Below are 26,353 nucleotides of genomic sequence, written 5' to 3' on the forward strand. Positions count from 1 at the left end.
TGAAAATTGTTATGGGTGGGGGTATGAGGTAGAGTGTTGGTGAATGTGGTGAATTGAAGCGTTGGCTACGAAGATTTTGATTACCTTTTTTTGGATTTTCGCTCTATCGTTACCGCTCAAGCACTTTTTCGAGGTTCACGGGCACGATTCTCGCTCTATCGTTACCGCTCTAGCATTTTACCGAAAATCTCGGGCACAAAAGTATCAAATTTCCAAATAGCAAAAGCTGAACCACATAGGAGTTCAGCCTCGTCGCAAAGAATAGCTATTCATATTTTGTATATGGCTTAAAGGTTTCCAATACCTGTTGGTAGCGGTCCTTCGTTTTGATTGGGATGCCCTTCAAAAGCTGCTGTTTTTTTCGGCTTTCGAGTTTCCCGACATCAATTTGATAAAAAGAATGAATAATCTTTGAGTGTTTTGGCTTCCCGTAAAATATCGTCAGTATGCCCTCATCAGTTATCCCAAAATATCCGTTTGCTTTTAAAAGTGGAGAAATATCATCGATGACATATCGAAATACTAGCTTGTCACCTTTTTTGCTGATAAATTGCCATTGATCATACCTATCCTGAACCTCGGCAATCGAGCTGGCAGTTTCCGTTACGACCTCTTCACTTACATCCCCATCTAAATACACTCGCTGCAAAATAATCGTAACCTTCTGCTCTGTTGCTGCCAAATGCCTTGGTAGATTCTCAGCTGCATCGATTTCTTGGTTGAAAAATAGCACCAAAAAACTCGTTGCGACGGCAATTAACACGGACATTCTGGCATTCATAGTGATCACCTCTTTTAAAAATAGGAAACCAATAAACATGAACTTTACGTATATAGCATGACCATACAAAGAAAAATTATCCTTTCAAAAAATGAACAATCATCAACAACACTGATAAACCTAAAAAACAAAGCAGAACCCTCTCAACTTGAAGGTTCTGCTTTGCATATAAAGATTATCGAGCTTGATTAAAGTTATTGGACTTCAGTATGTTTCTTAGGTCTTGGTCGTACTCATCACGGTAACCGTTCCGTTCCGTCATGCTGCGAACGCGTTGGAAACTGCCTTGGTCTGTCACGATTGTAATCGTCCGACCATTGGTATATCCTTTGACTGCTTGCTCGATTTTTTGCCTTGTTTTTGCAGCATTATGGTAATTCGCTAAATCTACGGCAATGACAACCTGATTGTTGTTAACAATCGATTGGACTTTTTTAACATTCTCCACGGCGCCAACCGTTTTATTGAGTTGATTAGTTAAGCTTACATTATTGGCCGGATTAGGGGTTCCCATAATACGTGTTTGATTTCCATCTGTTTTGCGATTATATCTAACGTTGTTTGTTCCATAGATATTGTTATTTGCTCCATCCCCGGTAATCACATTATTGTTATTACTTCCGTAAATTCCATCACGATTGTTATCCACTGTTGACCTTAACGTGCTAGCGCGGTTGCCATCTAGATGACCATGGTAGTTGGCATCACTGCGGCTAAAGCGATTATCCCTCTCAAAAAAATTTCGGTCGGAATTCGCCAAAGGTCTGGTTGGATTTTTTGGATTCCCATTTTCGTCCTTCTCATCGAGGTATTGCCCGCGGCCATTACGGCCTGTTGCTCCTTCTGTCCCAAGCGAATGATCCATTATTTCTGTTAATGGACCATCATTATCATTCTCGTCTAAAATCTGGACATTACCACCATTGTTGTGATTTTCATTGGAATAATATCCAAATGGCTGAACTCGTTTGGTATTGCGGTCTTGTACGGCAGACTCGTCATTACCGCAGCCTGCTAGCCCTATTGACAAGAAGCCAATAACCGGAATTAGGAAACGTTTTTTATTCAAACGAAAAACCCCCTTGGCTAACATGTGAGCACGAGGCTCCCCATTAGTTTGTGTGCAAGTAGGGGGTTTCATTACTGTTAATAACTGCCCTATTAGAGGCAGTACCAACTTAATTAAATTTTGGCGGTGCTGCAGCAAGATTGCGTTTATGCTCGGATATACGATGAAGTCGATCAATAATTTGTTGATCCTTTTCTGGAATGGCTTCTCCCTTCAAAAATCGATCAATCATATCATAGGTCGTACCCATTTCATTTTCATCCGTTTGACCTTCCCAAAGCCCGGCGCTTGGAGCTTTCGTAATTACTTCCTCTGGAACACCTAAAGCTCTTGCCAGTTCGCGGACCTCACCTTTTGTAAAATGAACAAGTGGAACTAGATCCACACCACCGTCGCCATATTTTGTAAAATAACCAGTATGCCATTCTGCAGCATTGTCGGTTCCAACAACCAAATAACCAAAATTATTCGCTACAGCATACAGCGTTGTCATTCTAAGACGAGCCCGGGTATTGGCATCTCCCAATTGAGCGCGATTCTCGTTCCAATCACCTGATTGCTTTAACTGCTCCTCAACAGTCGCAAATAATGCTTTATGAGTTTCAGTTAATTCTATCTCAACATGCTTGATACCACAGCTTTCAATTACTCTTAGCGCATCTTCGCGATCCTGTGGGTTACTTTTTAACGGCATAATCACACCTAGCGAGTTATTGGGAAACGCTCTTTTTATTAAATGTGCGACGACTGCAGAATCAATTCCTCCGCTAACTCCGACAATCAATCCATTTGTTCCGCTTTCTTTGACCTTTTGCTGTAACCATTGGACTAATTTTTCAATCACCTGTTCCATATTCTTCTTCCTTTCGATTGCAATGTTTAGTTGTTATTTTACCACAATCTTAAGTTCTTTAAGGAATTGTTGGCGCTGTTGGTATTGATTTGTTGTTAATTCAATTGTTTGAATCAGTTTTTTAGGTCGATAACAGGAACCATTTTTTATGATTCGATTCCATTCGCGGAAAATATCAGTAGGATACATCAATGCATATAAAAATGCCCGATGCTGTAAATAGTGCTGAAACAATGGGTGATTGGCCAAATTCTGTAATGACCAATTGAGATAAGGCAGGATCCGATTAGCATACTGAAGCAAATCAGCACTCTCATGTCCAATCGAAATGAGATCAAAATCAATTAAATTTAGTTTTCCCGATTTTGATTTTAAAAAATTATGATGGGCAACATCACCATGTAAAATGACAGGTTGGGAATCATCTCCAAACTCCATATTCTCTCGTTTCATCCCTGCTAATGCTAAATTCCCCCATTCTAACAATTCTCGGTACATCGAAACGGGAAGGTAATTTTCGATGACTGGTTTATTTTTCACAAATTGATGGAAGCGATCCTGCCATTTTTCCAATAATTGAAACGGGGGGATAACCTGCTCAAAGCTTTTGGCAAACTGCTTTGTCGTTAAGTGAAAGGAATGCAAGAGCTCAAGGCCAGCTGTGCGATTAGCTTCACTCAAGTAAGAAAACGATTCTCGGTGCGGCTCTAGATATTCAATCCAACCCCAATATTTTTTATTAAAATAAACCGGATTTTCCGAAAAACGAAGGAAGGAATACGTTTGCAAAAAGCCATGTTTTTTCAAGGATGATGTAAAAGCTTCTTGTAAGTGCAAGCGGTGCAGCGATGAATAGCCTTTTAAAATATAAGCTCGGCGGTCTGTATCAATGTAGTAAACATTTTCTCGGATTTTTTTTACCTTAAAAACCGTAAACGGAACTGATTTGTTTAAAATGGAAAGGAGACGACTGTTAAATACATCGTCTCCAAATGTTTTAGCCTTCATATTCACTGCTTTCCTCACGACTTGGATAACCCATTTGACCCGATGCGAAAGGATTCACATATTGCTGCTGACCGTAAAATGGTGAATATACTTGCCCTGCCTGTGGAAAATATGGCGCTCCCCCATGTGGGTGCATTGGTCCTCCAGGCATCGGTGCGGCTCCCTGCGGGAATGATGGCATTCCTGCTTGAGATGGTTGTTGCATCGGTACGCCGCCTTGCTGGAATTCAGGTGCTCCTTGCTGGAACGGCATCCCTTGCGGAGCTCCTGGCATGCCCCCTCCTACTGGACCTTGTGGACCTCCACAACCACAATCCGCTGTTCCGGCAACAGGTGGTGGATTAGTCATCCCCATTGGCGCTGTTTGTGGAAATGGATTTTGCATCATATCAGGAGATTCCCACATTCCTTGCATTTGCGGCCCGCCATGCATTGGGAAAAATGGCATCCCTTGTGGTGCACCACCAAATCCAAATGGGAAATGTCCTGGAGGTAGCCCTGTTCCTGGTAATACAGGTGAAATTGGATATTGCGGTCCTCCAAATGGGATTCCTTGATGTCCTGCAAATGAAGGGTCCATCATTTGGCCAGCTTGTGGATATGCTGGAAAGTCCATTGGTTGGGTTTGCCCTGTTGGCATAAATTGTTCCATTGGCATCTGCTGCTGTGGTAGCATCGATTGGTCCATTGGCATTTGCTGCTGTGGTGGCATCGCCTGACCCATTGGCATTTGCTGTTGTGGAGCCATCGCCTGACCCATTGGCATTTGCTGAAGTGGCGGCATCGCCTGGCCCATTGGCATTTGTTGTTGTAGCGGCATCGCCTGACCCATTGGCATTTGTTGTTGTGGTGGCATCGCCTGACCCATTGGCATTTGTTGTTGTGGTGGCATCGCCTGACCCATCGGCTGTTGGAATGCTTGAACTCCAGCTACTTGACCACCTGGTTGCATTGGTGGCATAAAGTCCGATGACTCGTCAAAATCTGGTGCGAACGCTTGTGGCGCCATTCCAGCTTGTGGATTCATCATCCCTTGAGTTTGCGGGAATGGTGCTGCCTGGTGGAATGGTGCTGCCTGGTGATACGGCGGACACGGTAATCCTGATCCCGGTAATACTGGTGAAATTGGATACATATAACCTGGTGGGCAAGGGAACATGGGTTGAACACACTCCTCTTGAATTGGTTGTTGTTGTACAGGCGCTTGTATCGGACTTTCAACAACTTCTTCCTTTAGTGGCGGTGGCGGTGGCGGTGCAGGTTGTTCCACCTTTACGTTCGCCATGTTCATCATGTAATAGTTATTGATATCGATTTCTGGAATCTTTGGTAGAGGTATTTTTGGAATGAAAGGCTTCTTCGGAACTTCCTTGATTGGAGCTTCTTTGATTGGCATTTCTTTGATTGGCATCTCTTTGACCGGCATTTCTTTGACTGGCATTTCTTTAATTGGGGCTTCTTTAACTGGTTGCTCCTTAACAATTGGCTGTTCCTTCATAATCGGTTGCTCTTTCACAATCGGTTGTTCCTTAACGATTGGCTGTTCTTTAGCGATTGGCATTTCCTTTTTAGCGCCCATATTGATTTTTGCCGGCGCTCCTCCGTACGGGGTTTCCTTTTTAATTGTTCCCCCAGTGGTCGGAACTTTAATTTTCATACCGGGCATAATCATATCAGGGTTGCTGAGCTGGTTGTTTAATTTCTTCAGCTCTTCAAAATTCACGCCGTACTTCTTGGCGATTTTCCAAAGAGTATCACCTTTCTGTACGATATGGATCTTCACACTGATTCCCCTCCTAAGGTGGCATAAGTCCATACATTGTATGTCGAAGTGGGCAATTTGCTATTCATCCACACAAAAAATTTAGATTTTAGTAAATCATATGAGTTAGTGCTTTTTTTCATTACTTTTTGAAGGAATCGTGTTGGATAGTTAGATGTCACAGTTAATGTATGATAAAATGGGGAATCATCAGAGGGGTAAGGTGAACGATATTGAAAGAACAAAGAAGAAAAATTTTAGGCGATGAAAGACGGACCTTGCTTCTAAATCTCCTCAAAAATAGCACTCAACCCATCACGGGCAGTGAATTAGCCTCTAGAACCAAAGTTTCTAGACAAGTCATTGTTGGCGATATTACGATATTAAAAGCAAAAAAAGAACCGATTATCGCTACTAGCATGGGTTATTTATACTTAAAACCGCAAGGCGTCGAGGAAGTCATTGAGCGAACTATTGCCGTATCTCATCCACCAGAACGCACAGAGGAAGAACTCAATATATTGGTCGATCACGGTGTTACCGTTAAGGACGTCCGCATCGAGCACCCTGTCTACGGTGATTTAACGGCCTCCATCATGGTCTCAAACCGTAACGATGTCAAGCATTTCATGGAAAAAGTCCGGGCAACGAAAGCTTCATACTTATCAGAGTTGACGAACGGAATTCATTTACATACTATTTCGGCTGCAACTGTGGAAACGTTAGATCGTGCAGAAGCAGCCTTGAAGCAGGGTGGATTTTTAATTGAGTAGAGTGCAGCCAATGGAATTGTGCTCTTTTTGTTTGTGGTAGTTTTGGGAATCGAAAGTTTGAAGAGGTGCGTGTTTATTCATTACCCTAGACGCGTTTTTTGGAGTTTAGATGGGGCGATTACCCTCTAATCATTACCCTAGATGTCTTTTTGGAGTTTAGATGGGGCGATTACTCTCTATCCATTACCCTAGATGTCCTTTTCGGAGTTTAGATGGGGCGATTACTCTCTATTCATTACCCTAGATGCCTTTTTTGGAGGCTAGATGGGGCGATTACTCTCTATTCATTACCCTAGATGCCCTTTTTGGAGTTTAGATGGGGCGATTACTCTCTATTCATTACCCTAGAGCACTTTTTTGGGGTTTAGATGGGGCGATTACTCTCTATTCATTACCCTAGATGCCCTTTTTGGAGTTTAGATGGGGCGATTACTCTCTATTCATTACCCTAGACGCCTTTTTTGGAGTTTAGATGGGGCGATTACTCTCTATTCATTACCCTAGATGTCCTTTTCGGAGTTTAATGGGGCGATTACTCCTTCCACATACCTTACAAGCATTATTTTTACCAAAAAGATAAAAAGGGGATCGCACGAGGAGCGAACCCCTTTTATCACTCTATTTAATATGATACACCGGATAGCTTCCCAATAGGTTTACTCCGCAACCGACTGCTTCGAGCTCGGCAATGGCGCCCGGTAGAAGGACTTCATCCATTTTCATCGCAATATCAATAATGAAAAAGTAATTCCCGAGACCGGTCTTGGATGGGCGTGACTCGATTTTCGATAAATTGAGCTTGCGCCATGCAAAAGCCGACAAGACTGTATGCAAAACACCCGGATGGTCAGATGGAAGCGTGACCATAAGCGTCGTTTTGTATCCGATAAAATACGGACGATCCTCGGATAGCTCCAAAGGCTGCTTCGCCACCACGACAAAACTTGTGTGGTTAAATGGCAGATCATGAATATCTGGCTGGACGATAGTCAGACCGTACTCCTTCGCGGCCAACTCATTGGCGATTGCGGCTGCCTTAATTTCCGGATGCTCAATGATAAACTGAGCGGCAGCAGCTGTCGATGTCGTATTTTCACAGAAAACGCCTTTAAACTCCTTATGTAAAAACTTATGGCATTGCGCAATAGCATGCGAATGGCTCATAATTCGGTCCGTTTCACGCCAGTTCTCAGCATTATTAGGATGAACCATAAAATGTTGGCGAATTGGTACCCTGATTTCCCCAAGAATCGGCAAATCAACCTCATGCACTAAATAATCAAGCGTAATATTAACTGAGCCCTCAAGCGCATTCTCAAGCGGAACCACAGCTACTTCAACCTCTCCATCGACAACTGCATCCATACAAGATGGAATCGTTATGTACGGAACACCAGTGTCATTAGGAAACATGTTGCGCACCGCTATGTCAGTGAATGTCGCGCGCGGACCCAAATACCCTACCTTCACGATTTTTCCCTCTTCCCCTTAAAAATCAAAATCAGGCGGAAATCCGGCCTAAGGCATGAACGCCTATAAACCAGATCCCAACACCTCAACTTTTTCTACAAATTCTAGCCGCTTCAACTTAGTCAGCAGGTCATCGATTTCAATCCCCATATTCGCTACATTTAGCGACAATGTGACGTTTGCCCGGCCTTGAATCGGTATTGTTTGGTGAATCGTTAATACATTACAGCCGGAAGTTGCCACTAAGCCGAGTAGCTCAGACAGCGTTCCAGAACGATCCTCCAATTGGAAAAACAACGTAATCAGTCTTTCTTTTACAATCGTGTGAAAAGGAAAGACTGTATCACGATATTTATAAAAAGCACTTCTGCTTAGGTCGACTTTGTTAACAGCATCCCAAACCGATTCTGCTTTACCGCGTTCAATCATTTCCTTCGCCTCGAGCGTTTTCTTCATCGCTTCTGGCAAAACGTCTTCACGCACTAAGAAAAACTTCTTATCGAATTTATGTCCTCTCATTTCTCCACCCCGTCTTACGAAGCTCTATTCAATAAACTCGAATTCATAGTTCAATAACTTAACGGTGTCACCATCCTTGGCACCTCTAGCACGGAGCGCTTCATCGACACCCATCCCACGCAGCTGGCGTGAGAATCTACGCACTGATTCATCCCGTGAAAAATCAGTCATTTTGAACAATCTTTCTAATTTTTCACCAGAGAGCACAAAGCTACCATCTGGCTCACGAGTAATAAAGAATTCTTCTTGCTCCGCTTCATGTTTGTAAACGACACGGTGAACTCCAGCATCTTCTTCTTTTTCTTCGTATAGCGGGAATTCCGGTGTTTCCTCAAGCTTATTAGCAATCGCAAATAATAAATCTCGCAAACCACTTTTCGTTAGTGCTGAGATTGGAAAAATCGGATAATCATCGGTCAACTTTTCTTTGAAGACCTTTAAATTTTCTTCAGCATCTGGCATGTCCATTTTATTAGCAACAATAATTTGCGGACGCTCAGTCAGACGTAAATTGTATTGACCTAACTCGTTGTTGATGGTTAGGTAATCCTCATAGGGATCGCGGCCCTCTGTGGCAGCCATATCAATCACATGGACAATTACTCGTGTTCTTTCAATATGACGTAAGAATTGGTGACCAAGCCCTACACCGGAGTGAGCTCCCTCAATTAAACCCGGTAGGTCTGCCATAACGAAGCTACGGTTATCTGCCGTTTCCACCATTCCTAAGTTAGGAACAATAGTTGTAAAATGGTACTCCGCAATTTTCGGACGCGCTGAAGACACAACAGATAGAAGTGTTGATTTTCCTACACTCGGGAAACCAACAAGCCCTACATCTGCTAACAGCTTTAGTTCCATGACAATATTACGCTCGTGGCCTGGCTCTCCATTTTCCGAAAGCTCTGGAGCCGGGTTCGATGGTGTCGCAAATCTTGAGTTACCGCGACCTCCTCTTCCCCCTTTAGCAATGACTGCTCGTTGGCCATGAAGTGTTAAGTCAGCAATAATTTCATTTGTATCTTCATCTGTAATCGTTGTACCTGGTGGAACCTTAACGACAAGATCTTTAGCGTTTTTGCCGTGCATGTTTTTTGACATGCCATGCTCTCCGCGTGGTGCTTTAAAATGACGTTGGTAACGGAAATCCATCAACGTTCTTAGGCCTTCTTCGACCTCGAACACGACATCGCCGCCATTACCACCATCGCCTCCAGCTGGTCCACCTTTCGGGACATATTTTTCGCGGCGGAATGCTACCATTCCGTTCCCGCCGTCTCCACCTTTAACATATACTTTTACCTGATCGACGAACATATTTGTTCCTCCCGCCTGTTATTTGTAACAAACTAGTTTCCTTCAAGACGAGAATCGCTCTTTTCATACCTTTTACACAAATGGCATAAAAACATCTATTGCGAGTTCCTGTTGAGAGAATTCCAAGATTTTCAGCGACGGTTGTGCTCCCCCATCGCCACCAAGGAATTGCTGTAATTTGTCTTTATCCTTTATTATTCCGCTAAAATCAAAAAAGAAACGAATTCCATTTTTTTGTGTTTCAATTGCAATAGATAGAATGTTTTCACCAAAAGCATCTACCGCATTATGTAAGGTATTGAAAAAAGCTTGCGTCCAGTTAGCCATTTGTGAATCGTTTATGTTTAATATTTCTGTTCCGTTAATAATTTCGTATTCGATAACGAACGGATATGACTCCCAATTTGCCGTCAACATAAGCGTTGCAAATTGAGGGATTTTCAAATTGGTTAATTTGGCCTCTTGCTGCGCTTCAATGACAATTTCTTCAATTAATTGCTTCACTCTGTCTGTTTTATTTAAGTCAAGATTGCCTTTGATTAATTGTATTTTATTTAACCAGTCGTGTCGTGCATGACGCATCACTTCGACCGTATTCCATTCTTTTTTCATACATGCACTCCCACACAGCCAATATAGTGTCAGCAACTGCTTGGTGTTAGTATATCAAAAAACGAACAAACCGTAAGCAAAAAATGAAAATTTTAGCAAAACTGATGTGATAAGGGTGAAATGATTGATGTTGTATTTGGTTTGATTTTGGCTTTTATTTTTTTGGTGAAACTTAATCGTTGTGGTGACTTTATCGACTACTGCGTGACGTTTTGGTCACAGCAACCCGCCTTGTGACCATTTTATCGTATCCAGCCCAATGTTTTGGTCACAGGAACCCAACTTGTGACCATTTTATCGTATCCCGCCCGACGTTTTGGTCACAGCAACCCGGCTTGTGACCATTTTATCCGCTTCGGCCCAATGTTTTGGTCACAGGAACACAGCTTGTGACCATTTTATCAGCTTCGACACAACGTTTTGGTCACATGAACCATCCTTGTGACCATTTTATCAGCTTTGACACGACGTTTGGGTCACAAGAACCATCCCTGTGACCATTTTATCAGCTTTGGCACGACGTTTTGGTCACAGGAACCATCCCTGTGACCATTCATTTAGGCATGGCATATAACAAATGCTGAACTATTTTTCTAAAAAAAAGAAAACCCTAACCAACAAGGGTTAGAGTTTTCTAACGAAAGCTTACGCTTCTTGTGCTACTGGATATACACTTACTTGCTTGCGGTCACGACCTACGCGCTCAAATTTAACAACGCCGTCAACTTTTGCGAATAGAGTGTCATCGCCACCACGACCAACGTTTACACCTGGATAAATCTTAGTGCCACGTTGACGATAAAGGATTGATCCACCGCTAACGAATTGACCGTCTGCACGTTTAGCGCCAAGACGCTTAGAATGTGAGTCACGACCGTTCTTAGTAGAACCTACCCCTTTTTTCGATGCGAAAAACTGAAGATCTAATCTTAACATGAGTTCCACCTCCTACTTTTTGAAGGTAATTTTTATGTGCTTTCCGTAATCTCTTTCAATCGTTTCTAAGGAAACAACCATTGCCTCTAGAAGCAATTGAACTTTCTCTTGTACATCCTGTTGTAAATCAGTTGGGAATGTACATCGGAGAAAGCCGCCTTGACCTTGTTCAATTTCTGGTACGATACCAGTTAATGCCTCGATAGCATTGACAGAACCGAAGGAAACTGCGGATGCTCCCGCACAGACGATATCGTCGCCGTGACGAGCAAAATTGGCATGTCCATCCATAGTGAACGAGCGAATGAATCCGGATTCAGTACGATTAATCGTAATGTTAATCATCAAATCAAACCTTACGCGTTGATTGCTTCGATTACAACTTTAGTGTATGGTTGACGATGACCTTGCTTTTTACGGTTGTTTTTCTTCGCTTTGTATTTGAAAACGATGATTTTTTTACCGCGGCCTTGTTTCTCAACTTTAGCTGTAACAGTAGCGCCTTCAACTAATGGGCTTCCTACTTTTACGTTTTCTCCACCAACGAAAAGAACTTTATCAAAAGTAACTGTTTCGCCTGCTTCTGCGTTAAGCTTTTCGATGTAGATAGCTTGACCTGCTTCTACTTTTAATTGCTTACCGCCAGTTTCGATAATTGCGTACATGAACTGCACCTCCTTAAAATTGGGGACTCGCCATAACCAGGCGTTTTGCTATGTATCGTAACGGCAAGTAACCGAACTCGACCATTCTGCAAAAGCTTACTACCTGAAATGTGCGGTATGCTATAAACATAACATTAAAATCCTATCACAATCTGCCTAATAGTGTCAACAGAAAATCTTGACGTATAAAGTGACTTACTATTAATGAAATTTAATGTTGATATTGTTTGATTTTTGCGATTAGGTCATCAACAGTGCCAAATTGCCGCACCCGATAATACGGCTTTGCCGCATCTGTCACGGTAAGGAAAATTCGCAAGCCGAGCAGCTCCTGGAACCGCTCTAAATGAACGTCCTTCACACCAGCAAAAACATTGCGCACAGCTTCAGTCGTTTCCACCAAAACCGCATCATAATCGGAATGGCGGTGCTCCCATAATTCGCGTTCTAGTCTAAACGCAACACTTTCTGGACTTAACACTTTGCCAGTCCCCTGACATGTTGGACACTCGATCGACAACGCCTCAGATAATGCCTGCTTTGTTTTCTTTCTTGTTAGCTGCAGTATTCCTAATTCGGTAAAGCCAAGTACCTTCGTTGGCTTTTCGTCTCTAGCTAGTTCCGTTTCAATAGCTCGGCGGACCTCTTGCCGCTCGCCTTCATGCTTCATATCGATAAAATCAATCAGGATAATCCCACCAATATCGCGAAAACGAAGTTGCTTGGCCACCTCAACTGCTGCAGCAAGATTGGTTTTTAAAACCGTTTCTTCCCGCTTCGTTTTTCCGGTAAATTTACCCGTGTTGACATCAATTACTGTTAAGGCTTCCGTTTCATCGATGACCAAATAGGCGCCATTTGCGAGCTCTACCTTCCGCTGCATTGCTTTATCGAGCTCCTGCTCAATGTGATAGCTCGAAAAAATGTTTTCCTTACCTTGATAGAACATGACAGAAAGTTCTGGAGTTGCAAAGCGCTCTAACTCCTGTTTTAACGCTAAATCATCGACCCAAATCTCACCAGCAACCAGATTCGCACATTCTGTTTTTATAAGCTCAAGGAAATGATTTCTTTGATGATATAGCCCAGGTTTCTTCTTATGGACAACCAATTTGGCAAGCTCATGATATTGCTTTCTTAGCGCTTTAATTTCTGCTATGATGTCCTCTTGTTCTTCACCTTCAACTGCGGTCCGAAAAATAAAGCCTTCATTTCCGACCTTTTGCTTCATTCCAAAATTAAACCATGCTTTGCGTTCGTTCTCATCAGTAATTTTTTTAGATACTGAAACGGTATTTTCGCTTGCTAAGTAGACGAGATGTTCACCATTAAGCTCGACTAGCCCAGATAGACGCGGGCCTTTATCACCGGTTTCATCCTTCACGACCTGAACAAGCAGTTTTTCTCCTTGATAGGTAAAGGCTGTTACTGATTTATTTTTCCGATCAGAAAATGCTCCGGCGGCGTTCCTGAAGGACGCCAATTGGTCGCGATGCAAAAATCCTTGCTTCTCCTCACCAATATCAACAAATACAGCGTTCAAACCTGGCATTACTTTTGCTACCGTTCCCAAATAAATATGCCCCACCAAAGATTCATGTTGGGGCTGATGAATATTGATTTTTTCAAGCTTTGTACCATTTAAAACAGCATAGCGTTTTTCAGTTAAAGAATGATTAATAATGATTTTTTTCATAATAGGGCCTCTCTTTAGCTACGACTATTAGTATATATAAAGTAAATCACGGATTTTGGCGGTTAACAATTTTTCAGCGAAAATAGCATGAAGAATTTCATTTTCATCTAGGATGCCCTTTTCTTTCCCATTTTCTTCAATAATGATTGGATGCTTGCAGCCGCGGCAAAACCGTTCAAGCACATGGACGATCAATTCCTCCTCAGCGACCTTTAATGGCTTGAGGTTGCGCAAATCATTCCTTTTTCCATAGTAGCGTTCAAGCAAAAACCGCATGAAAATAAAGCGATGCTGCTTCCATTCATAATATAGGGAAAATAGTAAAAATGAAAGAATAATCCATACGTTTAAATTACTCGGCATGAGCAGGAGTGTAAAACCGGTAAACACAACAATAGACAAGAACGAAATGTAAATCATCATGCGGTGGGCAATCGGAAAAGGTTTTACGTAGGACAAAAGTAAAAAGACGAGCTTGCCCCCGTCTAGCGGCCAAATCGGGAGCAAATTAAACAATAAGACCATTACGTTCATAGATAAAAATAGTGAAAAATGATCAGGACTTAACCATGAAAACTGATAAAAACAAAAAGCAACCCCAATCAGCCAAACGTGCTGCAAAGGACCTGCCAAAATCACTATTGATTCTTCTAATAATGGACGATTTCCATGCTCATCCATTTCAACTACGCCGCCGAACGGGAGCAAGGTAATTTGTTTAATCCGCCATGAGAAATAGGACGCTGCCGCAGCATGCCCCAATTCATGAACAAGAACAATCAAGAATAGGATTGTAACTTCCCAAAATCGTGCAGTTAAAACAGCCAGTGCAATCACAAGCCACAGGAGCGGATGGACTTTTACTTGCCGGAGCAAGAACAAGAGCTTATTCAAATTGAATCACCTGAATTGGGTCGATGAAGCTTTCATCCTTTTTAATAGCAAAATAAAATGAACCCTTTTCTCCTGAATCACCGTTTGTTACTGTGCCGACCTTTTTCCCTTTTTCGATAAAATCATAAAGCGAGACAGAAATATCTCCTAAATTGCCGTACCAGGATTCACTTTTGTCTGCATGCTGAATGACCACTGTTTTCCCAAAGCCCTCCTTTTCACCGACAAAGCGAACCATTCCTTCGCCCATCGCCTCTACAGCTGCGTCCTTTGAGGTTTCAAAAATAACTCGCTGCCCGCTTTCTTCAAAGTCCTCTAGTATTTTTCCGGAGGCAGGCAAAGCATATTGCTGGTCGTTGGAGTTTTCCTTACTACCACCCTTACTATCAGGAACCGGAAATAGCGCAAGTGGCTTCCCAAACTTATCCTCATACCAATTTGAAACTGTCGCAAACTGGAAGTCTTTTTCAAACGACTTCGTTACATAATTCCGCGCCGTATCAAGCTTTGGAGATTCATTTCGGAACAGTATCGCCATTACTAAAAATAAACAAGCTGCCGCCATCACCTTAAACAGAAAGACTTCTTTCCGAAAAAGTGGATGATTCCCTTCATCTGGACTTATTTCATAGGATGGAAAGCGGTCAAAGCCCTCTCGTTCTTCCTGTTCCTGATATAGAAAACTCGGCTTACTTGGACGCTTTTGCTCAGCCTGCTTTTCGCGCTCCTTCTTTCGTTTTGCAATCCGTTTCCTGATTTGATCCGCATTAGAACGCATAATCTCCCCACCATTCTCCAAACATTTGTACAAGTCTATGAGAAGGCTATTAGGAATATTCATTAAAATATAACAAGGCCTGTCCTCCATATAAGAAGACAGGCCTATACGTATTAAAGTTATTTTGCGCCAAAGAAGCGTTTGATTTTGGAAAACATTCCTTTTTCATCTACTTCTAGAGATTGAAGCGGGATTGACTCACCTAAAATACGGCGAGCGATGTTTCGGTAAGCAATTGAGGCCTTGCTATTAGGATTTAGGGCAATCGGTTCACCATGATTGGAGGCTTTGATAACCTCATCATCATCGGCTACGATACCAAGCAAATCAACAGAAAGGTGTGCGGTCACTTCATCCACATCGAGCATGTCACCATTTTTCATCAGGTGATTGCGAATTCGGTTGATGACTAACTTCGGTGATTCAATACTTTCTTCTTTTTCTAAAAGGCCGATGATACGGTCAGCATCACGAACTGCGGATACTTCTGGTGTTGTGACAACAATCGCCTTATCTGCACCAGCAATGGCATTTTTGTAGCCATGCTCGATTCCAGCAGGGCAATCGATAATGATATAATCATAATCCTGTTTTAGTTCTGTAACTAATGCTTTCATTTGCTCCGGCGTTACAGCTGTCTTATCTAGGGTTTGTGCTGCTGGCAGCAAATATAGTAAATCCTCAAAACGCTTGTCTTTTACAAGTGCTTGATGAATTTTACATTTCCCCTGTATTACATCTACTAAATCATAAATGATTCGATTTTCAAGTCCCATCACAACATCGAGATTTCTTAACCCGATATCGGTGTCAACTAAACATACACGTTTACCCTGCAATGCCAAAGCAGTGCCAAGGTTTGCAGAGGTGGTCGTTTTCCCTACCCCGCCTTTGCCGGAAGTAATAACTATTGCTTCTCCCATTGCTAGAATCCCCCTTCCAATCTTGTTAAATTTGGCCTAAGATGCATCAATACTTGTATTCTATCAACGACAATTTGTCGATTCTCATCAATATAAGCACATTCAAGCATCTTGATTTCGGAATCAGCACCTTTGTCTGGTGCGCGGTTGATGCAATCGCTGATCCGCAACTGAGATGGATTCATTACAGCTGCTGAAATAATAGCCTGATCATCACCATAGCAGCCTGCGTGGGCAATCCCCTTTAACGTTCCCATGATAAAAATATTTCCGCCAGCTTTCACTGTGCCCCCTGGGTTAACGTCACCCAACAATAATAAATCTCCCGGTACTTCTAAAACTTGACCAGAGCGGATAATCTTCGAAACAGAAACAATTTCTGATTCTGCCTTGATTCGCTCCGCCTCTTCAATTGCCATCACATTCGTAACGATTTCGTCTACGACCAAATTTTTCTTTTTTCGAATTATCTCTTTAATTTCTTCATGCATTTCGTCGGTTAAAAACCGATTTCCAACTTGAACCTTTACCGTTGTAAGCGGTTGACCATCATTGGTGCGAGAATTAGCAGACAGCTTAATATCGAGTTCTCTTTTCAGCTCGTCGTATGAGCAGGAATCATCGAGATGTAATGTGATACCGTCTTTCGTTCCCTTTATGGTTACATTTTGCGATTTTTTCATGGTAGAAAGCTCACCTCAATGGAAAAAGAATTCGACAGGAACGTGAAAAATCCCTTTTAATAAAACAAATAAGAAAATATTTTTCCATACAAATAATTAGTCATTTCGCAATTGATCCGCTAATTTCTCAAAATGCCGTTTCAGAGGATAAGCGAAAATTATCGTCAGTACTAAATTTAGTATTATTGTTGGTAGTAATCGATCGTTAAAAAAGGTGGAAGCATTCATGCCTGTTCGGTGGATGAGGACGCTCAAATAATACACACCGGTTTCAAGCAAGGCTATGCCGACGAGTGTAACGATTGTCATGATAAATAAGTTATTTTGCAGTACTTTCATGATTTTAGAAATCACATAGGCGACGAAAGGAAAAAATACTAAATAAATTCCAATAACCTCAATGTAAATCACATCATAGAGCAGTCCAAAAACAAAACCATAAATGAGACCAAAGTTCCGACTGCCATATATCGTTAAGAAAATAAGCGCTATCATTAACAGGTGCGGGACAAAAACATTATCGTGAGTATAATACTTCCCTGGTGTTAATTCTAAGAAAATACTTTCAAAAATAAAGCAAGATGTGAATAAGACAGGAAGAAGGAAGGTTCTCACAGTTCCTCCCCCTTATCATCTGCCATATCTTCTGCTTCTGGCTGAAGCATTCCTCTTTCAATTACCATCACATGCCGAATATCATAAAAGTCAGCACCCGGCTTCACATATGCCGTTTGCGTTAATCCATATTCGTCAGGGACAACTTCAACCACCTTACCAATCGGTAGTCCTGGTGGAAAGACGCCGCCTAAACCAGATGTTGTAATATTTTGATCCTTGCTAACCTTTGCGTCAGCAGGAATTTGTTTCATAAGTAATAATTCGCGTTTTTCATCATAGCCCATAATGAGACCATGGACCTCTACATCTCCCCCTAAAATAACCGCAGAGATACGATTTTTAGGGTCGTTTGCACTCAGTAACTGAATTGTTGAAGTAAATTGATTTACCGTCTTAACCTTGCCAATCAGACCATTAGCAGTAATCACCGCCATGTTTTTGGCAATTCCGTTCGTTTTTCCCTTATCAATAATGACTTGTTCGTTCCAGCGATCCGGATTTCTAGCAATTACCGTCGCTTGAGTAGATTGATAATTTCGTAGAGTATCCTCTTTATCAAGGATTTCATTTAATCGCTTGTTTTCTTTTTCAAGCAACTGAACTTCCGCTTCTAAACGAGCAATTTGGTCAACACGTTTCTTTAATTCTTTGTTTTCATGGTACGTATCCTGCAAATCGTTCAAGTTTTCAAAGAAACCAGCAACATAATTAACAGGCCGAGACACGAGGGATTGAACTAAACCGGTCGTATCCTTCATGAATTGCTCTGGCCAACTAAGTTCTTCTCTCTCTCTTAAAGAAAAACCAATCAATGCCACGAGTATAATCATGCTGACAAGTAAGATAATCAGGCGTTTATTAAGAAAAAACGGTGGCATGATGTACACCTCTTTTTTGGATTCTTGACTTTTGAATACTGTGAACGGAACAATAGCCCCGTTCACGAGTCACAAAAGTTTATCTGGAATCACGTGCTTTATTTTTAAATAAATGAATATGGTCAAGCGCTTTTCCCGTACCGATTGCTACGCAATCTAGTGGATTTTCCGCAATTAAAACAGGCATGTTCGTTTCTTCACTAATAACCTTGTCCAAATTACGAAGTAGCGCCCCCCCACCTGTTAAGACGATACCGCGGTCCATAATGTCCGCTGCAAGCTCTGGTGGAGTTTTCTCTAGTGTTACTTTTACCGCATCAACAATCGCATATACGGTATCATGTAGTGCTTTCGAAATTTCTTCAGCAGTAATTTCGATTGTTTTTGGAAGTCCAGTTAACAGGTCACGACCACGAATTTCCATGTTGTCCACACCTTCTGGATTACCAGCTGAACCAATTTCCATTTTAATGATTTCTGCAGTTCTTTCCCCAATCATTAAATTGTAATGCTTACGAATAAAATGAATGATTGCTTCATCCATTTCGTCACCAGCGACACGAATCGATTGCGATGTAACGATTCCACCTAAAGAAATGATCGCCACTTCAGTTGTACCGCCGCCGATATCAACAACCATACTTCCTGTTGGTTCCCAAACTGGTAAATTCGCACCGATTGCTGCTGCGAACGGCTCTTCGATTGTATAAGCATCGCGAGCTCCGGCTTGACGAGTCGCATCAATAACTGCACGCTCTTCAACCGCAGTAATTCCTGATGGTACACAAACCATGACATATGGCTTACCGGCAAAAATACTCTTTTGTTTTGTCGCTTGACGTATGTAGTATTTCATCATCGTTGCCGTTGTTTCGTAATCGGCGATAACTCCGTCCTTCATTGGGCGTAAAGCCACGACATTGCCAGGTGTCCGGCCAATCATATTTTTCGCATCATTTCCGACAGCAACAATTTGCTTCGAATCCGTTTGAAAAGCGACGACGGAAGGCTCTCTTAATACAACGCTTTTTCCTTTTACATAAACGAGCGTATTCGCCGTCCCTAAGTCGATTCCTAAATCTTTTGTTCCAAATCCAAACATGGTTGTATCTCCCCTTTTTTGTAAAGCAATGTAAAGACAAGTGCAATAATCTACACGAATGTGCGCACATGATTTTTAATTTTGATGGTAAAATCCGTTCCTTTTCGTCAAAAAATCATAACTAATATTATAGCTTAACGAAACCCAAAATCATAGTGCTACAAATAACCTTTTTCCTTCAAACTAACATATTTATTCTCACCAATAATAAGGTGATCTAATAAGTCAATGCCAATTATTTTTCCACATTCAACCAATCGCTTTGTTACATCAATATCCTCGCGGCTCGGTGCGGGATCTCCAGAGGGGTGATTGTGCAGACAAATGATCGATGCTGCTGAACGCCTCAGTGCTTCCTTGTATACCTCGCGCGGGTGCACGATTGAGGCATTAAGACTGCCAATAAAGATGGTTTGTTTATGAAGGACTTGGTTCTTTGTGTTCAGATACAAACAAACAAAATGTTCCTGGGTAAGAAAGCGCATCTCGTTCATCATTAGCTTAGCGCCGTCTTCAGGAGAGCGAATCACATAGCGGTCCTCGTGTACAAGATTTGCAATCCGTCTACCAATTTCAACCGCGGCCAATAATTGAATCGCCTTTGCCTTGCCTATCCCTTTAATAGACGTAATTTCTTCTAAAGTCGCATCCTTCAACATTCTTAAACCTTCAAATTGGTTCAGTAACCGATTAGATAATTGCAGCACTGATTCGTCCTTAGTTCCTGTACGGAGCATAATCGCGAGCAGTTCATGATTGGATAAACTTCTCGGACCACTTTGAATAAACCGTTCGCGTGGTCGTTCATCCTGTGGAAAATCACGAATCATTAACGATTCTGGTTTCAACAAAACTCCTCCCTTTTTGACGGGGAGTTGAGATGCTTGATGAAGATTAGGGAGATTAATAAGGCAGCCTAAAGCCAAGCTTTTGCAATTCACGAACTGTCCGTGAAACAGGCAGGCCGACTACTGAAAAATAATCACCGGATATTTGCTTGACGAGCATGCTACCAAAGCCTTGAATTCCGTACGCCCCGGCCTTATCAAACGGCTCCCCGCTTTTTATATAAGCGTTTATTTCAAATTCTGTTAATTCCCAAAACGTTACATCTGTTTTTTCATAAAATTGAACTTGCGTTTCTCCGTTTACTATCGCCACTCCGGTATAAACTGAGTGCGTTTTACCAGAAAGCATGGTAAGCATTTCCATTGCTTCCGCTTCATCCTTTGGTTTTCCTAACACTTGATTACCCGCCACCACGATTGTGTCGGCACCAATGACAAATGATTCAGGATTTCGCTGTGCGACATCGCTTGCTTTTCGAATAGCTAGCTCCATGACAATATCTTTTGGAGCCGTTCCTGGTACATAGCTTTCATCTGCTTCACTGCTGGAAATATCGAATGTTAAATGAAGAGTTTCAAGTAGTTCTTTTCGCCGTGGAGATGATGAGGCTAAAATGAGGTGTTGCATCAAAATCACTTTCCTTCCATTGCCTTCAAATTATGGGGAGATACAGTTCAATACTATCAAAATTTGGCTCTGTTAACAAATTGTATCCTGCAAAAATTGTTAAAGTTTATTGTAGCAAGAAAAATAAATAAAAGCAGTTTCCCATCGAAACTTACCCTGGGAAACTGCTTCTTACTATGATTTTTGGACACTATTTAAAAGATGAGTCGAAAACGACATTGTAATTCCTAAAATAAACCAAAAAATCGGTGCAACTGGAACAACACTTATATTGAAAAAGGCTTGGACTAGATAACCACTTATTGCTGAAATCAAACCGTATAAAATGATTTGATTATTACCTTGTGCAATATTTACTGCTCTGAAGGCAGTTTTTAAGACTAAATATAGCAAATATAAATATATAACAAGTGCCGGAATTCCAAGGGTAACCGCTATTTGCAAATACTCATTATGGGCTTTATCCACAATTAAATGACCAAAATACTTCTTTTTTTCTTCTGTATCTTGTGGAAAAACATATTCAAATGTGTCTGGTCCAGATCCGAACAAATAATATTCTTTTAATAACGGAACCGTATTTTTCCAAATGATTAATCTTGATGAACCTTCACCACCAGATGCGTTTCCAGATGTAACTTTATATGAATCAGAAATTAAAGAGGCGAATCTAGCAAAGTAAGTACCATTCTCCACAATATCTATCATTGCAAATATAAAAAACCATGTCGCTAATAATATAATCCATTTTTTCCATAAATATTTCCTTTTCCAAACAACAAAAACAGTTAAAAACAACACTCCAAATAAGACACCAAGCCACCCACTTCTGGTTCCAGAAAAAATTAACGCAATAAAAGATAAACAAATTGTAATAAAATGAAATAATGTATATTTCTTGTTTTCATTATGTAAGAATACAATTACTGATATGAAAATTGTTAATACTAGATAAGAGCCATAGAAATTTGGATTATCGAAGAAAGAATAACTGCGGATTTCGTTTAGTTTGGTGCTGCTTCTTGGGAGAAAGTCGATAAAAAAGTGCTGTAGTATCCCATAAATAGAGAGAAAGCCAGATGCAAATAACATCCCACGAAAAGTACTAAGTAGCTTATTCACGTTTGAAAAACGATAAGAAAACAGAAAAATACTTATGTAACAAAAAAGAGTAAGCGCTCCCTCATATCTTCCTGATGTTCCATATAAAGCTGTATCAATATTAACAGAAAACACAGATGAGAAGATTATTAATAAAAAAAATAATCCAACAATAAATTCCATTGAAATTGTTTTATTTGTAAATTCAAATGAACCGTACTTTCGTTTTAAAATGACGAATAGCCAATATCCTAATACAAAAACATACAAATATGCTACCTTTGGTTGAGTGTAGTATGGGTCAGGACCCCAAGGATAAATTAGAAATGGAAAAATTAAAATAAACCAATACATTATTAAAAGCTCCTTTAATAAACGCTATAACCCTCATTCTTATTTTAATATAACTTCTGCAAAAAACACTTATAAATATAAAAATAAAAAAGCTGGATGGGAAAAAATTCCAAACCAACTTTTTATTACCCGAGAAATATTCGACATTAACAATGTTTAATGAGTGTTTTATTTAAGCGCTTGATAGTCTGATAAAATCGTTAATAGATGTTGTTGAAGCTCATTACTCTGCTTTTTATCTGATTTCTTTGCGATCGAATTAATATTTTTAATGGCCGCTTCGCTGTGTGCTAATAATGATTTAATTTGTTTATTTTCTATTTTGCTATTTTTCTCAAGTTGTTTAGCGTACTCATTTACTTTTTGTTGATCTGAATCAACTATTGTTCCTGAGGAAGCACATTTTGTCATGGCTGAGAATAATGATGGCAGCTTTTCGAGGAAGGCTTTCTCATCTTTATTGATTCCTTTTAATTCTTTGCCACCAGCACTGAGTTCTTTTGAGAAAGGATCTTCAATCCCCGAATCAGTCAGTTTCACACCTAATGCCTTGGCGCTATCCTTTGAGTCGGCTACCCCAATAAGAATAAAGGATTTTTCACCTTCGTAGATCGATGCACTGATTCCTTTTCCTTTTATTTCATCAACTACAGATTTTGCTGCTTCTGAATTGGAATAGGCGCTTTCTTGGATGACCCAGGTTGAAATAGTAGGGAGAGTATAGACGACTCCTCCAGTCTTTTCAGTCGTTGCTTGTTGTTCCTGAGGAATTGCGGTAACAGGTTGGGCAGTCTCCGATTCCATTGGTTTTTCAATGAAGACCAGCTTTAACATCGTTAAACCGAAGCTTGTCCCCAGAATGACTGCAAGAAAGACCGCAAAAAATATCGTCGCAAAGATACCGCGATTAATTTTCGTTTTGCCCGAGAACCATTTTGATGAAGATTTCTTAAGTTTAGACGGTTTTAGAGGTGATTTTTTTGTATCTGGGATTTCTTTAAACTCTTGAAACACACTTTCAGGGGATCGCTCTGGTAATATCCAATCAAATTGATCCTCTTTAGATTGTTCTGTTGCTGAGGATTCTTTTTTAGGTGAAGTTTGGGTTACAATTGTCTCTTCTTTTTCTAGTGAGGTTTGGTTTACAATTTCTTGTTCTTTCATTGGTGATGTTTGGGGCACATTCGTTTTTTCTTTTTTTTGTAGTACTTCCTCTACCTGTTTCGTATCTGTCTCGATAGACTTCATTTCGCTATCACTTTTTTTGATAACTTGCCCCTGTCTATTTTCTATACACTCAACCTTTTGCTGATTTTTATCAAAAGCTTGATGCTTTCCGTTAATTTTAATCGTAATCGTTTTTCCATGTTCTCGCTTTTCCACCCTGGTCCCTCCTCCGTGCGTGCTGAGAATTGTAACCATCCTATCATAGTGGACAAAAAAAATAACAAGACTTTTGTCGTCTTGTTAAAGAAGGCTTTCGCCAAATTTTTTAATAGAGTTATTTATTTGTTTTTTACAAATCCGGGAAACGATTAAAAGGATTCGTTTTATTTGCTGGCGGTGGAGCGACAAGTTCAGGGAGCTTGTCTTGAAGATCAGTTAATCCAGGCATAAAGAAGGCTGAAAGAGTTAAACTATAAGCTATCTTTTCATCATCTTGCTTCGCATTTGCTTCCGGCAATTCTGTTACCTCAGCGACACCAGAAAAACTAATCGTTTCAACAACAATCGTTCTTTGTAATCCTTCTACCGACTCGATGAATTTCTTTAATTCCTCATAATTAGATGATTCTACTGATAGAGTGACCATTAAACGTTTAATACCACCTGGTAGTGGTGTCGGTTTATATGTATTCTCTTTTTCTTTATTATCATCTGCATTCTCATCATTTTCTTCTTTTGCTTCGTTATCTTTATCTTCATCAGCAGCATCGGCATTCTCATCTTTAGCCTCATCATCACCGTTTTCGTTTTCTTTATTAGTATCCTCCGGAGTCTCCGCTGGTGGTGGAGCAACATCGCCTTCAGAGAAAGACATGTTAATAATTTTTGTACCTGAAACGACCTCAGCTTGCTCTAAATCAAGAATTAATTGCTCCTGTTGTGGTTTAACAGGGACCTTTCGCTGTAATACCGCAAGACTTTCAGCTGTGATATTTGATTTTTGCTGCGACTGTTCCTGCAGTGTAGCAAGGAGTTCTTTTTCAGTTTTTAAAGACGCTGTTTGCGTGTCAATTAAATTATATTTTGGTTCCAAATAGAAATAATAAAGCGAGAAAATTGCAAGAATTGTTAGCAGTACGGTTAGCACTAGGATGATGGTTTCTTTCTTTGAAAAACTCATTGACCACCGCCCCCTTGTAATTCAGCTAACTCTTGACTATTAATAATATCTCGATTTAATGTGACTGAGTATTGTCCTGTATAACGCGGGACTAAATTCTCAGAAGTTGCTTCGATTTCATTGCCAGCAGCATCTACTTCTTTTACATCAGCTGTTGCAATGGATGATAATGTGGCAGCATTAATCCAATCAGCATCTAGTAAAGTTTTATAAAAGTAAGCCGCTTCTCGACTGCTATCAAACTGTACTGACATAGTAACTGTACCTGTTTCTGCATATGAAATATTCTGTATAAAGCCACGTTCAGGTAACAGTGCCACAACACGTTTTAAAATTGGAGCTGATTTTAACGGCTCATCATTTGACCATTTCACCGCACTGTCAAGTTGAGCATAGGACTCTGTACCAAGTTTATTTTTATCAAGTTTCGCCTGTTCAGCTTGGACGAGCTTTTGTGTAGCTGAAATTTGACTATTCAGGCTATTCAACTCATTCTTTAAGGAATTACCTTGCCAAAGGATGAGGAGTCCTGCTAAAAGCAAAATGACGAGTGCTGAACTGATAATCACCAAAAACGCAGTACTTTTTGGGTCTTTTTTCGGCAGCAGGTTAATTTCTACTAGCATGACTACACCTCTTTTAATGCTAGTCCAAAGGCTAGATAATGACTTCTAGGCAATGGTCTATTTTTCAAAGTTTCTAAATTATTGATATCGAGCATTTCAATCTTTACATCCAATCTTGCTTGGAGGGCCTGCTTAATTTCCTCCAAAAATGGATTGTCACCAGTCATAACAATTTTGTTGATTTCATTTTTCCCTTGATGAAGAGAGAATTGATAAAAATCAATCAGTTTATTAACTTCCTTAATCGCTTCATCAAATTGATCCTTTAATTCATCAACATCTCCAATAAAGGTTGGCTGTTGAAAACCGGTGCGACCAATGCGAATATCCCAATCGTTTTCATCATAGTGGAAATGATGATGCCTCATAAAGAATGGTATTTCATTTTCAAAAATACTCATGACAACTAAGTCCAAGTCAAATTGAAGCACTAATATTTTTTCATCTTTTTTCTGCTTATTAATTAAATTGTAAAGCCGATATAATGCCAATGATGATAGGTCAACAGCAGAAGGATTCAATTTCAAATCAGAAAATAAATCAGAATACTGCATCACATACTCCCGATTTGCCGCAAATAACAAAATTTCCCGCTTTTCAATATCCTTCGGAAGGGCAAGATAATCAAATATCGGGTCCTCAAAAGGTAGATGGATGCTTGCACCGATTTCTAGGTTTAAATAACCAGTGATTTCATCATGCTCAACATCATCAGGTAACGCGAGCTTACGGATAGTAACATAGGAATCCGGTGCTAAGAAACGAACCTTTCGACGACGTATTTTCCAAGCATCTATGCACTCATCCAAAATTACCGCTAATGTATCTTCATCAACAATTTTGCCTTCCTTCACCAGTCCTGGTGGCAAATAACGTTCTCCCCATCGAACCGGAATTGGCGGGTTCCCAGGTTTTATTTCAATATAACGAATACAGTGATCATTTATTATAATATCTATCGGCCGACTACCAACCGATAGGCGGGGTAAACCCATAATCCAACCCCCTTTGTTTTTATTTGAATAATGAATTCTAACTGTTGATTTCCACTCCAGGCACTTCGCTTTCAGCGGGCGGTGCAGGGAGCCTCCTCGGTGCTTAGCACCTGCGGG

Annotated in this window: 27 protein-coding genes and 2 pseudogenes; 2 read left to right on the top strand and 27 right to left on the bottom strand. The window is 40.7% G+C overall.

Annotated features, from left to right (window positions below; translation table 11 throughout):
• Nucleotides 1–265: 265 nt before the first annotated feature.
• The 4 genes from FXW34_RS02930 to FXW34_RS02945 form a co-directional block, all read right to left on the bottom strand.
• Complete coding sequence (locus FXW34_RS02930; protein WP_147532480.1) at nt 266–781, bottom strand: BofC C-terminal domain-containing protein; 516 nt, start codon at nt 779–781, stop codon at nt 266–268.
• Nucleotides 782–956: 175 nt separating this feature from the next.
• Complete coding sequence (locus tag FXW34_RS02935) at nt 957–1,850, bottom strand: YhcN/YlaJ family sporulation lipoprotein (RefSeq protein ID WP_187118813.1); 894 nt, start codon at nt 1,848–1,850, stop codon at nt 957–959.
• A 109-nt stretch (nt 1,851–1,959) separates the two neighbouring features.
• The gene (gene nadE, locus FXW34_RS02940) at nt 1,960–2,703 is read right to left on the bottom strand and encodes an NAD(+) synthase (RefSeq protein WP_147532482.1); all 744 of its coding nucleotides are present in this window, start codon (nt 2,701–2,703) and stop codon (nt 1,960–1,962) included.
• Between the two features lie 33 nt (nt 2,704–2,736).
• Complete coding sequence (locus tag FXW34_RS02945; RefSeq protein WP_147532483.1) at nt 2,737–3,711, bottom strand: phosphotransferase; 975 nt, start codon at nt 3,709–3,711, stop codon at nt 2,737–2,739.
• Between the two features lie 1,346 nt (nt 3,712–5,057).
• Between FXW34_RS02945 and FXW34_RS23660 the strand changes: the two are divergent.
• Nucleotides 5,058–5,138, top strand: a pseudogene (locus FXW34_RS23660) (hypothetical protein); the annotation flags it as partial.
• Between the two features lie 221 nt (nt 5,139–5,359).
• On the opposite strand, the pseudogene safA reads toward FXW34_RS23660, so the two are convergent.
• Nucleotides 5,360–5,527 (bottom strand): annotated as a pseudogene (gene safA, locus FXW34_RS23665) (SafA/ExsA family spore coat assembly protein); the annotation flags it as partial.
• Nucleotides 5,528–5,706: 179 nt separating this feature from the next.
• Between safA and FXW34_RS02955 the strand changes: the two are divergent.
• The gene (locus FXW34_RS02955; RefSeq protein WP_147532485.1) at nt 5,707–6,246 is read left to right on the top strand and encodes a transcription repressor NadR; all 540 of its coding nucleotides are present in this window, start codon (nt 5,707–5,709) and stop codon (nt 6,244–6,246) included.
• 618 nt (nt 6,247–6,864) lie between these two features.
• Here the strand turns inward: FXW34_RS02955 and pheA are convergent.
• From pheA to pilM, 22 genes are all read right to left on the bottom strand, one after another.
• A complete protein-coding gene (gene pheA, locus FXW34_RS02960; RefSeq protein ID WP_147532486.1) occupies nt 6,865–7,716 on the bottom strand; it encodes a prephenate dehydratase in 852 nt (283 codons plus the stop codon).
• Between the two features lie 63 nt (nt 7,717–7,779).
• Entirely contained in the window at nt 7,780–8,235 is a 456-nt protein-coding gene (locus tag FXW34_RS02965; protein WP_147532487.1) for an ACT domain-containing protein, read from the bottom strand.
• A gap of 24 nt (nt 8,236–8,259) precedes the next feature.
• The gene (obgE, locus tag FXW34_RS02970) at nt 8,260–9,552 is read right to left on the bottom strand and encodes a GTPase ObgE (protein WP_147532488.1); all 1,293 of its coding nucleotides are present in this window, start codon (nt 9,550–9,552) and stop codon (nt 8,260–8,262) included.
• 72 nt (nt 9,553–9,624) lie between these two features.
• Nucleotides 9,625–10,164: a sporulation initiation phosphotransferase B gene (locus FXW34_RS02975; protein ID WP_147532489.1), complete on the bottom strand. Its 540-nt coding sequence runs from the start codon at nt 10,162–10,164 to the stop codon at nt 9,625–9,627.
• 645 nt (nt 10,165–10,809) lie between these two features.
• On the bottom strand, nt 10,810–11,100 hold the full coding sequence (gene rpmA, locus FXW34_RS02980) for a 50S ribosomal protein L27 (protein ID WP_147532490.1): 291 nt from the start codon (nt 11,098–11,100) through the stop codon (nt 10,810–10,812).
• 12 nt (nt 11,101–11,112) lie between these two features.
• Nucleotides 11,113–11,445 carry a ribosomal-processing cysteine protease Prp gene (locus FXW34_RS02985; RefSeq protein WP_147532491.1) on the bottom strand — a complete coding sequence of 111 codons (333 nt, stop codon included), beginning with the start codon at nt 11,443–11,445 and terminating at the stop codon, nt 11,113–11,115.
• An 11-nt stretch (nt 11,446–11,456) separates the two neighbouring features.
• A complete protein-coding gene (gene rplU, locus FXW34_RS02990) occupies nt 11,457–11,765 on the bottom strand; it encodes a 50S ribosomal protein L21 (protein WP_147532492.1) in 309 nt (102 codons plus the stop codon).
• Nucleotides 11,766–11,976: 211 nt separating this feature from the next.
• A complete protein-coding gene (locus FXW34_RS02995) occupies nt 11,977–13,461 on the bottom strand; it encodes an Rne/Rng family ribonuclease (protein ID WP_147532493.1) in 1,485 nt (494 codons plus the stop codon).
• A 27-nt stretch (nt 13,462–13,488) separates the two neighbouring features.
• Nucleotides 13,489–14,355, bottom strand: coding sequence for a M50 family metallopeptidase (locus FXW34_RS03000; protein ID WP_147532494.1), 867 nt, complete (start codon nt 14,353–14,355; stop codon nt 13,489–13,491).
• Nucleotides 14,348–15,133, bottom strand: coding sequence for a M23 family metallopeptidase (locus tag FXW34_RS03005; protein ID WP_147532495.1), 786 nt, complete (start codon nt 15,131–15,133; stop codon nt 14,348–14,350). Before FXW34_RS03005 ends, FXW34_RS03000 begins: the two co-directional genes overlap by 8 nt.
• A gap of 119 nt (nt 15,134–15,252) precedes the next feature.
• The gene (gene minD / locus FXW34_RS03010; RefSeq protein ID WP_147532496.1) at nt 15,253–16,056 is read right to left on the bottom strand and encodes a septum site-determining protein MinD; all 804 of its coding nucleotides are present in this window, start codon (nt 16,054–16,056) and stop codon (nt 15,253–15,255) included.
• A gap of 2 nt (nt 16,057–16,058) precedes the next feature.
• Nucleotides 16,059–16,739 (bottom strand): septum site-determining protein MinC, encoded by a 681-nt coding sequence (minC, locus tag FXW34_RS03015; protein ID WP_147532497.1) that lies wholly within the window; start codon nt 16,737–16,739, stop codon nt 16,059–16,061.
• A 96-nt stretch (nt 16,740–16,835) separates the two neighbouring features.
• On the bottom strand, nt 16,836–17,354 hold the full coding sequence (gene mreD, locus FXW34_RS03020) for a rod shape-determining protein MreD (RefSeq protein WP_147532498.1): 519 nt from the start codon (nt 17,352–17,354) through the stop codon (nt 16,836–16,838).
• The gene (mreC, locus tag FXW34_RS03025) at nt 17,351–18,235 is read right to left on the bottom strand and encodes a rod shape-determining protein MreC (protein WP_147532499.1); all 885 of its coding nucleotides are present in this window, start codon (nt 18,233–18,235) and stop codon (nt 17,351–17,353) included. The genes mreD and mreC overlap by 4 nt, the downstream gene beginning before the upstream one ends.
• Nucleotides 18,236–18,314: 79 nt before the next feature.
• Nucleotides 18,315–19,337, bottom strand: coding sequence for a rod shape-determining protein (locus FXW34_RS03030; protein WP_147532500.1), 1,023 nt, complete (start codon nt 19,335–19,337; stop codon nt 18,315–18,317).
• A gap of 158 nt (nt 19,338–19,495) precedes the next feature.
• Nucleotides 19,496–20,167: a RadC family protein gene (gene radC / locus FXW34_RS03035; protein WP_187118823.1), complete on the bottom strand. Its 672-nt coding sequence runs from the start codon at nt 20,165–20,167 to the stop codon at nt 19,496–19,498.
• Nucleotides 20,168–20,240: 73 nt separating this feature from the next.
• Nucleotides 20,241–20,813, bottom strand: coding sequence for a Maf family protein (locus tag FXW34_RS03040; protein ID WP_147532502.1), 573 nt, complete (start codon nt 20,811–20,813; stop codon nt 20,241–20,243).
• A 174-nt stretch (nt 20,814–20,987) separates the two neighbouring features.
• The gene (locus tag FXW34_RS03045; RefSeq protein WP_147532503.1) at nt 20,988–22,268 is read right to left on the bottom strand and encodes an O-antigen ligase family protein; all 1,281 of its coding nucleotides are present in this window, start codon (nt 22,266–22,268) and stop codon (nt 20,988–20,990) included.
• Nucleotides 22,269–22,436: 168 nt separating this feature from the next.
• A complete protein-coding gene (locus FXW34_RS03050) occupies nt 22,437–23,651 on the bottom strand; it encodes an SPOR domain-containing protein (RefSeq protein ID WP_187118815.1) in 1,215 nt (404 codons plus the stop codon).
• 133 nt (nt 23,652–23,784) lie between these two features.
• Complete coding sequence (locus FXW34_RS03055) at nt 23,785–24,615, bottom strand: ICP22 family protein (RefSeq protein WP_147532505.1); 831 nt, start codon at nt 24,613–24,615, stop codon at nt 23,785–23,787.
• Nucleotides 24,612–25,241, bottom strand: coding sequence for a fimbrial protein (locus FXW34_RS03060; RefSeq protein ID WP_147532506.1), 630 nt, complete (start codon nt 25,239–25,241; stop codon nt 24,612–24,614). Before FXW34_RS03060 ends, FXW34_RS03055 begins: the two co-directional genes overlap by 4 nt.
• Nucleotides 25,242–25,243: 2 nt before the next feature.
• A complete protein-coding gene (gene pilM / locus FXW34_RS03065) occupies nt 25,244–26,236 on the bottom strand; it encodes a type IV pilus biogenesis protein PilM (protein WP_147532507.1) in 993 nt (330 codons plus the stop codon).
• Nucleotides 26,237–26,353: the final 117 nt, after the last annotated feature.

Origin of the sequence: Bacillus marasmi, from assembly GCF_902168435.1 — a bacterium.
Lineage (GTDB): Bacteria > Bacillota > Bacilli > Bacillales > Cytobacillaceae > Bacillus_BU > Bacillus_BU marasmi.